Source organism: Methylobacterium sp. D48H (genome assembly GCF_053345715.1).
On record NZ_JBKFAP010000019.1, the window covers coordinates 1 to 12,662 of the forward strand.

Here is a 12,662-nt window from a genome sequence, read left to right on the forward strand (position 1 = left end):
GCACATCCACCTGCCGCAGCTTGGCGACGACATCCTCCGGCTTGTGCCGCTTCGTTCCCATCTGTCCGTCCTCATCCTGGCCCGAAAGCCATACCTCAGGACGGACCACTTCATTGGGGGCAGATCAAACGGCAGGCTGAAGAATGCTGAGTGATTTGAGGCCGTTACCGGTCCGCTGCGGATGGCTGCGGATGGGTAACTGGCGGAGACGGAGGGATTAGAACCCCCTCTGAGTTTAGGTTTGCGCTTCCGCTGCAAACAATCGGGGTGCGCCATTCGCAATAAATTCCCTCCGCTTAGCGGCTAGCACCTTGGCGTAAGTTGTCTCGATCATCCGCACGCTCGTCCCACAGTTGTCCGCCACAACGTTCAGCGGCACCCCCGCCTCAATCGCGCGTGAGATGTATGAGTGCCGCAGTGCGTAGAATGTACCCGATGGATCAAGCTTCGCGCCCAGCAGCGCCCGCTTCATTGGTCGCACTTGGTGGCTTGCGCCCCACTCACCGCCATCGGCGCGCGGCAGCAGAGGCGCGTCCTTCTCGCGGCCGCCCACCAGCCGTGAGAAGAGCCCTGTTGCTTCAGGCTGCAGGATGACGATTCGCGCGCCCGTCTTGCCACGCGGCACGTATAGCGTCTCACCCTCGGCATCGAAGTGGCGGACCCGACACGAGGCGAGTTCGCCGTAGCGAGCGCCCGTCAGAAACCCAGCTGTTAGCAGGTCGCGGAAGTTAGTGTCCTCGCAGCCTTCGAGCAGGCGTCGCACTTCGGCGGGCGTGAAGTGCACCTCGCGTGCCCGGCCGACCCGCTGGAACGGGCGCACCAGCCGCCAAGCGCTGTCGTCCGACAGACCATTAGTTGGGTCGCCCACCGCGTGGTTGAGCATCGCCTTGACAATGCTGAGCACCCTATTGGCGGTGTCCTGGCTGCGGCGATGCTGTTCAGCATCGCCGCTGGCCCGCACCAGACCATCGCGCCACGCTTCTAGCTGGCGGCGCGTTAGATCCTCGATGCGGCTCGATCCGAAGCGGGGCAGGAAGAGGCGTTCCAAGCGGCGGCGGGCGTCATAAGCAGTACGCTGGTTTCGAGCCTCAAGCCCGGCGAGATAGGCGCGAGCAGCAATCTCGACGGTGAGCGGTGCCTTCTGAGCCCCCTCCCCTTTCTCGCCACCCGCTGTCGCCTTCGCCTGCTGCTGCGCCTCCCAAAAAGTGAGAACGCTCTGACCATTGCTCTCCTCGAAGTCGTCGGCCTGTCCGATCCGCTTGGTCCAGGAACTGCCCTTCCCGTCAGCAACCCGCAGCACCCAGGTCCCGGCGGTTTCGTTACGGCGGTAGCCGAGCGACACACCGGGCGCGATGCGGGCGAAAACAGGCTTTTTGGCCACCGGCAGGCGCAGGCGGCTGGTGCGAGTTTCGAGCTTCGATGAGCGCGTGTTACGAGCCATGGTGTCCCGCCAGTGTCCCGTGGGCGTGCTCGGACTATGACACACAAAGGTGGATTGGCCAAACGCTAGTTTGGGCTTAAGTTCATGTGCGTCAATGGGTTAGCTGGACGTAATTGGACGCTCCTGGACAATTGGCTACGCCCTTTCACGGCGAAAACACGGGTTCGATTCCCGTAGGGCGCGCCAATAAAATCAAGCGCTTGGCTGCATCTGGCGGCCTGCCTAGCTTCTCTCGGGAAGAATTCGCGGCGAAATGGCTCCTGCCGTGTACCCGTGGCTTGGCCTGTTCCTCATCGCCCTTTGATGCGCAGGCCGATTTCGCTGTTGCGGCCTTGCGCCCACTCTCGCAGCCTGATTTTCACCAACCGGCGGTTGCAGAGGGCCGGTGCAGGGGACGGGCCGAACGGCTTTGTCCCTCACTCTCGGCAATGCGGACGCACTTCTGCTTCCCCGCCCCCGGCTTCAGTCCCTCACGCGGGCGATGACCGCTACCGGGCCGCCGCCATCCGGCCCCTGATGCTCAGCGCCGCCGGAGACGAAGAGGTCCGTCCGGCCGATCGCCGCGGCGGCCACGCCGCCGACCAGGGCGCGGGCGTGCCGGGTGGCGTTGATGTCGCTGTCGTCGTTCATGATGTGGCGCCGTCCCCGGATCAGGCCGTCATGGGAGGGCTCGGCTTTGGCGAGCAGGGCGATCACGCGCTCCGCCTCAGGAGGCGGCAACTGCCCCGCCTCCAGGAAGCCGAGGTCGGTGAGCACCCGCCGAATCGCGGACAGGTCGATGCCGTCGTCCATGACCCGGTGGGCGATGGCGAGCGGGCCGGTCCAGCCCTGGGCGTTGCCGAGCACGATGATCTCGTTGCGCATCAGCTCGATCCCCGCCGAGCAACTGGCGCGGCCGGAGAAGAGATCGCGTCGGGTGCCGATGGCGGAATCCGCGAGATGTTCGCGGTCGACCTCTCCGAGGGCGAGCGCGATGCCGAGCGCCGAGGCGCCGCGGGATAAGCCCATCGAGGCGTAGGTGTCGTGTGTGGCGACGCCGTGGCCCCGGGCGGCCGCCTCGGCGATCCGAGCGCTCGTCAGGAGCGGGCACTTCACCTGCACGAAATGCACGTCCGCGGGATCGGTGAGCCCCGCCTCTGCCATGGCCCGGCCGACCGCCGCCGCAGTCGCCTCGACCTGCGCCATCCGGCCGATCTCCTCCGCGCGGAACTCCTGGGTGAAGGCCGTGCCGATGGCGAGCGCCTTGCCCTCCGGCACCGCGGGGCCTTCACGCCGGGCGAGGACGAGGAAGTGCGGCGACAGCCCGCCTTCGGTGCCGCCGGACATGACGAGGGCGATCCGCGCTCCGACCTCCGCCGCCGTACAGCCGAGGGCGGTGGCGAGCGCCGTCTCCAGGGCCATCACCGCGAGCTGCCGGGTGAAGTCGTTCACGCAGCCGTTGCCCTCGGTCTTGCCGAAGATCGCGACGATCTCGGTCGCGTCCACCGCCCCGGAGCCGACGAGGCCCATCACCTCGGAGACGTCGGCGGGATGCTGCGCGGGCACGCGGAAGACGAGGCATTCGGGCATGGGGGAACCGGGGTGGAACAAGAAGGGCGCCGCCCTTCCACTGGGGCGATCCCGTCGTCTGTCCGCGTCCAGCGACGACAGGGACCGGCACGATCGGGTGGCCAGCAGGGGCAAGCACAGACCGGACCATCTTCGGAGAATCCCCGAGCCTTCTACCGCGCTGGAGAAGCAACGCGTTGATCGGCTCCCGACGCCGAACCAGCAGGATGGCCCAATCTGTGGTAGAAGCAGATCGTCTCTAGACCACTCCATGCCGCCGTTCCGGTAGCGACCCTGGCTGTGTCGAAACCTCGATGGTGGTAGCTCAGTCCGGCACGCCCGGGGGGCGGCATGGAACGGTTCGTTGTCGGCGCCGAGCGCGATCAGACGACGCTGTTCCCGCCTTATCTCGAAGATCGGATCGCCGAGGACAACCCGGTCCGGGTCGTCGATGCCTTTGCTGCCTCCAGGGGCACCCAAACGGAAAGGTGGCTCAGGGACCGAGGGGCGTGAGGCTACGAGTTATACCGCGTCTTCGTGGGCGCTACCGGCCTCCCGTCCCAGGCGAACCATGACCTCCCGCAGCCAGCGATGGGCGGGATCGCGGTCATAGGAGGCGTGCCACAGCATGGAGATGACGATCTCCTCGGTCGGCACCGGCACGGGGCTCGTCGCCAGGCCGAGTTGGGTCGCGAAGGTCGTGGCCAGCTCGTCGGCCATCGTGGCGATCAAGGGCGCGGCCTGCACGTGAAACGGCACGGTGGCGAAGCGCGGCGTCGTCGCCGCCAGCCTCCGCGTCCGGCCCACCTTCGCGAGCGCCTTGTCCACCACCCCCGGGCCGACGCCGGTCAGGTACGTCAGGATGTGCGGGAAGCGGACGAAGTCGTCGAGCGAGAGCGGACCGCTCACGCCGAGCAGCCGGGGATTGAATAGGCTCAGGAAGCCGAAGCGATAGAGCGGCCGGACCTTGTGGTGGATCTGGCCCTCGGAGATCATGCCGACGGCCATGTCGATCCTGTCGGCGTCGAGGTCCCCCAGCACGCTCCCGTAATCGAGGCCGACCAGGTGCAGGCGGATGCCGGGCGCCTCGCAGGCGAGGAACGCGAGCAGGCGCGGGATGAGACGTACCTCGACGCTGCCGGGGATGGCGAGCGTGAAGGACCGCTCGACCTGCGAGGGGACAAAGTCGTCCTCCCGGAGGACGATGCCCTGGAATTGGCGCAGGGCGGCGCGGACCGGCTCGACGAGGGCGAGCGACCGCGGTGTCGGGCGCATGCCGTCCGGCGTGCGCGTCAGGAGCTCGTCGCCGAGGAGCCTGCGCAGGCGGGCAAGGCTGCTGCTCATGGCGGATTGCGTGATGCCGACCTTCGCGGCAGCGCGCGTGACGCTGCTCTCGGTGAGGAGTGCGTCCAGCGCCACGACCAAGTTCAGGTCGATGCCCGCGAGGTCACGGTGCTTGATCGTCATGGTCAGGTCCGCCGGTGGCTCGCGACCAGGGTCTCGGCGCCCGGACAATCCGGCATCCGTCCGAGCGAGACCATCGGGCTTCCGAGCCGCATCGGCCGCGCCGTCGCGGCCGTCGAAGCCGGCCCATCATTTACGGCGTAGATACTGGGTATCAACCGCATCTGTTTGATGAATGCGCCTCCCGGCAGCATCTCCTCCTCATCGAAAGACGGGCCACCCCGTCACACCGAGAGGATCGAGAGATGACCCACCCTACCATCACCCTCACCGCCGCCCTGACGATGACCGTGGCGTCCCTCCTGCCGGCCGCCGCGTCGGAGGTGACCCTCGACACCGCCGCGCACGGCGCCTTCTCCGTCCCCGCCGTCATCGGCGCGGCCCACCATACGCCGGGTCTCGCGCTGAGCGCCGCCGACGTCCGTGCGCAGGGTGGTCTCCTCGTACCGGCCCTCACGCGCTGGCAGGAGGCTCGGCCGGCCATCGCCTCCGTCGAGCCCTTCAATGCGCCCGCAACCATCACCGTCGCCTATCGGAGCCGAGACGTCGCGACGCATGCCGCGCAGGTCCTCAAGCAGGGGGGCTTCGCGACCGCGGGCGTCGTCCGGTGGCTGCCCGACGCGCCTGTTACGGTCGAGGCCAACACGAACACGATCAAGCTCGGGTCGCTTGAGGCCATGAACTGAGCGAGCACTCGGACAGGCCGAGGACGAGCAGTCGAGGCCCGCCCGGCGAGCCGCCCGCTGCATGAAGTCAGGAGATCAGATCATGTCCGACCACTTCGCGTCGACCGAAATCGCGGTCGAGCACGTCATCCTTTCCTCGGCCAAGTCTTTCGAGGCGGTCCGATCCGCCTTGGAGGCTTCGGTGCCCGTCATCGACCTCGATTACGCCACGCTCCTGAAGGCCGGACGAGTGGACGAGGCGCGCGACCTCCTCGAACGGCAGGCGCCGCTCTCGATCTTCGGCTCCCGAGACCATGGCGATGTGCTGCGCACCGCCGGGTTGAGCCGCAAGGCCGTCCAGTACGACATCGGCAACCCGCTGACGGCCGCGTCGATGACCCGGCACGCCGTTTCTGCCGCCTTGTACGCGCCGATCCGGGTGCTTCTGCGTGAGGATGCCGAGGGTGGCGTCGCCTTCGAGTACGACCGCCCGGTCAGCACCTTCGGCCAGTTCGAGAATCCGCAGGTCGACCGCGTCGCTGGCGAACTCGATGAACTGCTTCGGAGCACGCTCGCCGCGGCCGCCGCGTGAGGTGAGGCGCTCGAGAACGCCGCGGATCGGGGCCGAGTGTCTCCGTTCCGCGGGGCGCGCCGTGACACGGCAGCTCTGTTCCACGCGCGGTTCCGACGCTTGTTCGGCTTCACGGCATCTTCGGCCGCGACCAGACCTTCCCAAAGCCACCCATCCGAGACGTTCGAGCGGTCGCTCGGTGGTGACAGAGGCTGGCTGATCGAAGGCAGTCCGCAGGCGGCCGAGCAGAGCAGGAGCGGACGCGCGTTTGGTAGGTCTCAGAACCGGAGGAGTCGCCGGAAGCGGGCGATGTTCACGAGCGACACGAGGGACGAGGCCACGTAGGTGAGGGCTGCGGCGCGCAGTACGGTGCGGGCGCCACGCATGTCGTCAGCGTCGAGGAAGCGGCCCGTTTCCAGGATGGGCAGAGCCCGGCGGTAGCTCGCATCGAGCTCGACGGGCAGCGTCAAGAGGTGAAACACGAGGCGAACGCTGAGGAGCGCGATGCCGAACCCGACCTGCAGGGTGAGCAGGGCGGGGGATTTGATGACGGCGAGCATGATGGGCGCGGTCATCATCACCAAGCCTGCGGCAAGCTCGAAGCCCTGCACGACCGGCGCGAAGGTCACCCGCGCCGCGAGCAGCCGGTCCCCCGCCGCGTGCTGGAGCGCGTGGGAGACCTCATGTGCCGCCACCGCGACCGCCGTGATGGAGCGGCCCTCATGGTTCTCCGGCGACAGGCGCACGACGTTCGCGACCGGATCGTAGTGGTCGGCCTGCGCGATCTCGACGGGAACGTGCTCGAGCCGTGCCAGGTCGAGCAGATGGCGGGCAAGCTCGCCGCCGGTCCCGGGCAGGTCCGGCCTCTCGGTGGCGTGTTGCCGCATCACCCGGCGCACCCACCACTGGGGGCCGAACACGAGACCGAACAGCAGGGCGGCGCCGAGCGCCAGGAGGATCGGCATACCGGGTATGTAGGCGCGGGGCCGAATCCGTGGAAGCGCGGCGCCGGCTCGACCGCTGGAGCCACAGTCGTGGATCGACCTGTGGCTGAGGCGTTCGCGCTTCGGCCGTCCGGCGGGTCACCGCGGCGGTTGACAAGGTGCGCGCGGCGTCGAGCGGTGGCCAGTCCGCGCTCGATCAGGGGCGCACGGCCGGCGTCTCCAGCGGCAGCGGCGCGGCGCGCGTCGCGAGGTAGAGTTCGAGCGCAACATAGTCCGGCGCGCCGTACCCGAAGGGCTCGGCGCGCATGCCGGTGAGGCAGTTGCGCAGGCGCCGCTGCAGCGAGCCGAGACCTTGCCATTCGAGGCGGTAGAGCGGGTAGCCGGTCGGGTGTCCCTGCGGGATCATCGCTGCGCCGAGGCGGTGACCCCGATGGTCGTCGTGGCAGATGGCGCAGGACAGGCCGAGCTGGCCCTGGCGCGTCTCGAACAGCGCGCGACCCGCCGCCCGCGCGGGCTCGAGCCGGGGATCGTCCGGCGGAGCGATCGGCAGCCCGCGGGACTGCGCGGCGACGAAGGCCGTGAGCGCCAGCAGGTCGGGGCTCTCGTAGGCGAGGGCCTCGGAGCCCTGATGCTCGCGGCGGCACGCGTTGACGCGAGACTGGAGGTCGATGGGCCTGCCCGTCCGCGCGTCCCAAGCGGGATAGCGTGCCGCGACGCCCCGCATCGTGGACGAGGCCTCGCCGTGGCAGCCGGCGCAGGCGAGTCCCCCGGAAATGGGCGCCTTCGCCCAGAGGTCCTCCCCGTCCGCGACCGCGAGCATGCCGGGATTGGCCCCGTCGTCCCGCTGCATCGCCTGGATCTCGGGGCTCATCTGGTCGAAGCCCGAGCGTCGCTCGGCCGGCGGGACCGGCTCCGACCGCGCGAGAGGGCTGGAGAGGAGCAGCGCCACGAGCGCCGTCTGCAGCGGGGAGCCCGAGCGGCGCGGCACGGCGGAGACTCAGGCCACGGTGATCGCCGCGGATTCGGTCTGATCGAAGCCGCCATCGCCGCGCCACGTGAAGCTGAAGCGGCCGCTGCGCGTCGCGACCCAGGTGAAGGTCAGGTAGGGGTTGGCCGCCGAAGCGGGAAACAGCTCGGCCCGGAAGATCTCCTCGTCCTCGAAGCGGCAGACGAAGTCCGTCACGATGTTGCGCGGCAGGATCCGGCCGTCGGCACCGGGGCGGAAGCCCGTCTCCATCGGGTGCGAGATCAGGGTCCTGATCGTGATCGTGTCGCCGGGCTCGGCGGTCTTCGGCAGGTTGATCAGCGTGCGGGCCATCGGGGTCAGCCCTCCAGGCAGGCGGCGAGGGTCACGATGGCATCGGCGCTCGCCGACCAGTAGGTCCCGTCGCTCATCTCGGCGATGGCGGTGATGCGCTGCGTGTCGGCGAGCCGGATGCGTGTCGAGACCTGCGCGCGGCCGGCGCCCGGCCGCAGGTGGACCGTCACGACGTTCGGCTGCGGGTTCCTCTCGTTGAACACCCCGATCCGGCGCACGTGCTCCTCGGGCGTCATCGCGCTCTCGACGGCGACGGTGAGCGGCACCGTGTTGCCGTTCTCCACGAGCGGCGGCAGGTCGAGGGTCACCCGGCCCGGTCGGATCGGGTTGTCACCCGCGAAGCGTCGGATGGCGGATTCCGTCGTTTCCGTGCGCGGGAGCGTCGCCGCGGCGGCGGGGCGCAGCGCGACGGCGAGCGCGGTGCCGACAGCCCCGGCGAGCACGCCGCGCCGGTCCATCGAACGCGCGCTCCGACTCCTGTGCCTGCTCATCGACCTTCCTCGGGACCCGCCTCGCGCAGCGTCGCCAGGAAGGCGACGACATCCTCGATCTCGGCCGCGCTCAGGATCGGCCGCCTCTGCCACGGCCGCCCCACGCGGGTGAGCCCTGTCAGGCTATAGTACGGTGGCATGATCGTCTCCGGGTTCAAGACCCGTCCGTCCACCAGCCGCAGGCGCAGCTGACCCGAGCCCAGCCGCCCGCCGACGCCCGCGAGATCCGGGGCGAGGTTGCCCTGGAACCGCTCCTCCGGGAAGGGCCCGGTATGGCAGAGAAGGCAGAGCCCGCGGGTCCGGTCCACGACGATGGCCCGGCCGCGCGCGGCATCGCCCGGTGCGCCGGTCAGGCTCTCGGGGATGGCGTCGCCGACGATCGCGGTGGGGACCAGGCCCTCCCCGGCCTGCGCCGGCGGGGCGGCGACTGCCAGCACGAGCATGGCGGCCACGCGGCCTTCCCTCATCCGAACACGTCCCGGGTGATCGTCCGGTACCAGCTCTCGCCGTAGGCCGCCTCCTGCGCGCGCACCGCGTCGGGCGCGTCGAGGGGGCTGATGCCGCCGGCTCCCGGAACGTCCGCCAGGAGGCCGTCGGTCGGGCGGAAGACGCCCGCGATCGAGATGCCGTTGCCCGGTGCGACGAGGCTCCAGCAGGTGTTGATGAGCCTCGGGCTCTCGGGCTCCCGTCCGGCCAGCAGGTCGATCACCGCCTGCGCGCAGACTTTGGCCTGCGCATTCGCCGAGAAGGCGGATTTCGGCATCGCCCCTGCGATCGCCGCGTCGCCGATGACATGGATGCCCGGCACGAGGCGCGATTCGAAGGTCACCGGATCGATCGGGCACCAGCCGCTGCGGTCGGCGCAGCCGGCCTGCGCCGCGATGGGGCCGGCGCGCTGGGGCGGGATGATGCACGCCACATCGGCCTTGTACTCGGCGAAGTCCGTGCGAACGACCATCGCGGCGGCGTCGACTTCCGTGACCGCACCGCCCGAGGCGAGCGGCACGTATTCGAGCACGTCCGGGTACAGCTTCGCCCAGGCCGCCTCGAACAGTTTCTGCTTCGAGAACGTGTCCTTGGCGTCGAGCAGGACGAGCTTCGCCTTCGGCTTCCGGGTCTTCAGGAAATGCGCGATCAGGCTCGCGCGCTCGTAGGGGCCGGGCGGGCAGCGATACGGGTTGGCGGGTGCCGAGAGGACCACCGTGCCGCCCTCCGGCATGGCCTCGAGCTGGCGGGCGAGGAGTACCGTCTGCGCCCCGGCCTTCCAGGCATGGGGCATCGCCTCGGCGGCCTTCGCGTCGTAGCCCGGCACGGCGTCGAAGCGCAGCGCGATGCCCGGCGAGAGGACCAGACGGTCGTAGGGCAGGACTGTGCCGTCGCCGAGCGTCACCCGGCGCGCCACAGGGTCAACCGCATCCGCCGTTCCGCGCACGAAGCGGAGCCGAGCCCGGCCGAGGGCCTCGTAGCCGAAGGTCTGGGCCTCGATCCCGCGCAGGCCAACGACGACCGCGTTGCTGCCCGTGCAGGCGACATAGCGCTCGGCCGCCTCGACCAGGGTCACGTCGACGCCGCCCGCGGCGAGGCAGCGCGCCGCCGTGGCACCCCCGAACCCGGCGCCCACGACCACGACGCGCGGCGCTGTGCCACCGAGGGCCGGGCGCGCCAGAGCGGCGGCCGCGGCTCCGCCGATCAGGGCGCGGCGGGTCGGAGAAGGAGCGCGCATCACCGCGATCCCTGCGCCGCGAACCAGGCGGCGATGGCCTGGCTCTCCTGCGCGCCGAACCCCTTGGCGATGCGGTTCATGAGCGTCGCCGGGCGCGCGCCGGTCCGGAAGGCCTCGAGGGCGCCGACGATCTCGGCTTCCGGCCGCCCCGCGAGCACGCCCATCGCGGAGCCCTCGGCGTGGCATCCGGTGCAGGACGAGGCGCCGGGCGGCGGCCGCATCTCGGCGGCGCACGCGCCCGTTCCGCCGGCGAGGGCGGCGAGCAGCGCGAGCGCCGGCGTCATCGCCCTCATGCCCGGCGGAGATCCGTGTCCTTCAGCGGAAGCTGGCGGACGCGCTTGCCGGTCGCAGCGAAGATCGCGTTGAGCACGGCCGGCGCGGCGACCGCGATCGTCGGCTCGCCGACGCCGCCCCAGAAGCCGCCGGACGGCATCAGGATGGCCTCGACCGCCGGCATCGCGTCCATCCGCATCACGGGATAGCTGTCGAAGTTCGTCTGCTCGATGCGCCCGTCCTTCACCGTGCAGGCGCCGTACAGCGCGGCCGAGAGACCGTAGACGAAGGAGCCCGCCACCTGCGCGTCGATCTGCTGCGGGTTGACCGCGTGGCCGGGGTCGGTCGCCGCCACGATACGGTGGATCTTCAGCTCGCCCCGGTCGGAGACCGAGACCTCGGCCGCGCCCGCGACGTAGCTCCCGAACCCCATCGTCTGGCAGATGCCGCGGTAGACCCCCTCGGGCGGCTTGCTGGCCCATCCGATCCGCTCGGCCACCGCCTGCAGCACGGCCCGGTGCTTCGGGTGGTTGTCCATCAGCTTCAGCCGGAAGGCGAGCGGATCCTGGCCGGCGGCGTGGGCCAGCTCGTCCATGAAGCATTCGAGATAGATGGCGTTCGGGTTCAGGTTCACGCCCCGCCAGAAGCCCGGCAGGATGTGCGGGTTGCGCATCGCGTGATCGACCAGGATGTTGGGGATCGTGTAGCCGATCGCGGCCTCCGGACCTCCGGGGTTGAGACCCTGGAAGGTGACCGGGTCGCGGCCCTCGACCATGCGCTGGGGGGCGACCGAGGCCAGGATCGACTGGCCGGAGATGCGCATGTGCAGGCCGGTCAGGTTGCCGTCCCCGTCGAGGGCGGCGCGCATCCGGCACTGCGTGACCGGGTGGTACCGGCCATGCGTCATGTCCTCCTCGCGGGTCCAGATCAGCTTGACCGGCGTGCCCGGCATCTCCCTAGCGATGAGCACCGCCTGACGCACCCAGTCGTGCGTGGCGCCGCGCCGGCCGAAGCCGCCGCCGAGATGGATCTTGTAGACCTCGCACGACGTGGCCGGCAGCCCGGCGGCGTCGGCGGTCGCGGCCAGAGCCGCCTCGCCGTTCTGCGTCGGCGTCCAGACCTCGCAGCGCTCCGGCGTCCAGAGCGCGGTGGCATTCATCGGCTCCATCGTGGCGTGATTCTGGAACGGTACGCCGTAGACGGCCTCCACCACCTTGGCGGCGCCCTTGAGGGCGCCGGCCACATCGCCGGCCTTGTTGCCGACGAAGGCCTGCTCGGCGTCGAGTCCCTCGCGCAGGGTCGCCGCGATGGTCTCGCTGGAAACCGTCGCGTTCGGGCCATCGTCCCAGGCGACCGGCAGGGCGTCGAGGGCGGTCTTGGCGCGCCAGAACGTGTCGGCCACCACCGCGACCGCGCTGTCGCCGACCTGGAGCACTCTTCGGACACCGGGCATGCCCGACACAGCCGCGGCGTCGAAGCTCCTCACGCTGCCGCCGGTCACCGGACAGTCGCGGATCGCGGCGTTGAGCAGGCCGGGCAGCTTGAGATCGATCCCGTAGACCTGGCTGCCGTCGAGCTTGGGCAGGGTGTCGAGCCGCTTCAGCGGCTTGCCGGCGATGGTCCAGTCCTTCGGATCCTTGAGCACCACGTCCTTCGGCGGCTCGATCCTGGCCGCCTCCGCGGCGACGGCGCCGTAAGTGATGCTGCGGCCGGAGGGGCCGTGGGTGATCACGCCCCGCTCGACGCGGCACTCGGCGGCGGGTACGCCCCAGCCCTTCGCGGCGGCGGCAACGAGCATCGTGCGGGCGGCGGCGCCGCCTCTTCGCACGTACTCGTGAGAATCGCGCACGCCGCGGCTGCCGCCGGTCGAGTAATCACCCCAGACGCGCTTGCGGGCGAGGTTCTGGCCCGGGCTCGGATACTCGGTGGTGACCCTGGCCCAGTCGCAGTCGAGCTCCTCGGCGACGAGTTGCGCGAGGCCGGTGAGCGTGCCCTGGCCCATCTCCGAACGGGCGATGCGAATGACCACGGTCTCGTCCGGCTTCACCACGACCCAGGCATTGACCTCCGGCGCGGTGGGCGCCGCGTCGAGGGTTGCAGCCCGTGCGGGGAACGGGATGTGGAAGCCGAGGGTGAAGAGACCGGCGCCGGCGAGCAGCGTGCGGCGGCTGGGGCGGGCAGCCTTCGGAGAGGCCTTGGATTCGAGGCTCATCTGCTCGTCCCC

General features: G+C 70.1%; 14 protein-coding genes. 3 read left to right on the forward strand and 11 right to left on the reverse strand.

Going from position 1 to position 12,662, the window contains the following annotated elements; translation table 11 throughout:
• Positions 1-235: 235 nt before the first annotated feature.
• Both ACLBX8_RS23505 and atzD read right to left on the reverse strand, forming a co-directional pair.
• Entirely contained in the window at positions 236-1,441 is a 1,206-nt protein-coding gene (locus ACLBX8_RS23505; protein ID WP_447715808.1) for a tyrosine-type recombinase/integrase, read from the reverse strand.
• A gap of 462 nt (positions 1,442-1,903) precedes the next feature.
• Positions 1,904-3,010: a cyanuric acid amidohydrolase gene (gene atzD, locus ACLBX8_RS23510; protein WP_427508443.1), complete on the reverse strand. Its 1,107-nt coding sequence runs from the start codon at positions 3,008-3,010 to the stop codon at positions 1,904-1,906.
• A 330-nt stretch (positions 3,011-3,340) separates the two neighbouring features.
• Between atzD and ACLBX8_RS23515 the strand changes: the two genes are divergently transcribed.
• On the forward strand, positions 3,341-3,502 hold the full coding sequence (locus ACLBX8_RS23515) for a hypothetical protein (RefSeq protein ID WP_170862999.1): 162 nt from the start codon (positions 3,341-3,343) through the stop codon (positions 3,500-3,502).
• Between the two features lie 9 nt (positions 3,503-3,511).
• Here the strand turns inward: ACLBX8_RS23515 and ACLBX8_RS23520 are convergent, their stop codons facing one another.
• Positions 3,512-4,456 carry a LysR family transcriptional regulator gene (locus ACLBX8_RS23520; protein WP_056524790.1) on the reverse strand — a complete coding sequence of 315 codons (945 nt, stop codon included), beginning with the start codon at positions 4,454-4,456 and terminating at the stop codon, positions 3,512-3,514.
• Positions 4,457-4,698: 242 nt separating this feature from the next.
• On the opposite strand from ACLBX8_RS23520, the gene ACLBX8_RS23525 reads away from it, so the two are divergent.
• Both ACLBX8_RS23525 and ACLBX8_RS23530 read left to right on the forward strand, forming a co-directional pair.
• On the forward strand, positions 4,699-5,139 hold the full coding sequence (locus ACLBX8_RS23525) for a hypothetical protein (RefSeq protein WP_447715809.1): 441 nt from the start codon (positions 4,699-4,701) through the stop codon (positions 5,137-5,139).
• A gap of 82 nt (positions 5,140-5,221) precedes the next feature.
• Positions 5,222-5,710: a DUF302 domain-containing protein gene (locus ACLBX8_RS23530; RefSeq protein ID WP_447715810.1), complete on the forward strand. Its 489-nt coding sequence runs from the start codon at positions 5,222-5,224 to the stop codon at positions 5,708-5,710.
• A 257-nt stretch (positions 5,711-5,967) separates the two neighbouring features.
• On the opposite strand, the gene ACLBX8_RS23535 is transcribed toward ACLBX8_RS23530, so the two are convergent.
• The 8 genes from ACLBX8_RS23535 to ACLBX8_RS23570 form a co-directional block, all read right to left on the reverse strand.
• Entirely contained in the window at positions 5,968-6,654 is a 687-nt protein-coding gene (locus tag ACLBX8_RS23535) for a zinc metallopeptidase (protein WP_020095599.1), read from the reverse strand.
• A 175-nt stretch (positions 6,655-6,829) separates the two neighbouring features.
• On the reverse strand, positions 6,830-7,621 hold the full coding sequence (soxA, locus tag ACLBX8_RS23540; protein WP_091681520.1) for a sulfur oxidation c-type cytochrome SoxA: 792 nt from the start codon (positions 7,619-7,621) through the stop codon (positions 6,830-6,832).
• Positions 7,622-7,630: 9 nt separating this feature from the next.
• On the reverse strand, positions 7,631-7,951 hold the full coding sequence (locus tag ACLBX8_RS23545) for a thiosulfate oxidation carrier complex protein SoxZ (RefSeq protein ID WP_020095601.1): 321 nt from the start codon (positions 7,949-7,951) through the stop codon (positions 7,631-7,633).
• Positions 7,952-7,956: 5 nt separating this feature from the next.
• The gene (locus tag ACLBX8_RS23550; RefSeq protein ID WP_020095602.1) at positions 7,957-8,409 is read right to left on the reverse strand and encodes a SoxY-related AACIE arm protein; all 453 of its coding nucleotides are present in this window, start codon (positions 8,407-8,409) and stop codon (positions 7,957-7,959) included.
• Between the two features lie 29 nt (positions 8,410-8,438).
• Positions 8,439-8,885 carry a sulfur oxidation c-type cytochrome SoxX gene (gene soxX, locus ACLBX8_RS23555; protein ID WP_447715849.1) on the reverse strand — a complete coding sequence of 149 codons (447 nt, stop codon included), beginning with the start codon at positions 8,883-8,885 and terminating at the stop codon, positions 8,439-8,441.
• A 20-nt stretch (positions 8,886-8,905) separates the two neighbouring features.
• Positions 8,906-10,165 carry an FCSD flavin-binding domain-containing protein gene (locus ACLBX8_RS23560; RefSeq protein WP_447715811.1) on the reverse strand — a complete coding sequence of 420 codons (1,260 nt, stop codon included), beginning with the start codon at positions 10,163-10,165 and terminating at the stop codon, positions 8,906-8,908.
• On the reverse strand, positions 10,165-10,449 hold the full coding sequence (locus ACLBX8_RS23565) for a cytochrome C (protein WP_170863003.1): 285 nt from the start codon (positions 10,447-10,449) through the stop codon (positions 10,165-10,167). The genes ACLBX8_RS23560 and ACLBX8_RS23565 overlap by 1 nt, the downstream gene beginning before the upstream one ends.
• A gap of 5 nt (positions 10,450-10,454) precedes the next feature.
• Entirely contained in the window at positions 10,455-12,650 is a 2,196-nt protein-coding gene (locus tag ACLBX8_RS23570) for a xanthine dehydrogenase family protein molybdopterin-binding subunit (RefSeq protein ID WP_427508438.1), read from the reverse strand.
• Positions 12,651-12,662: the final 12 nt, after the last annotated feature.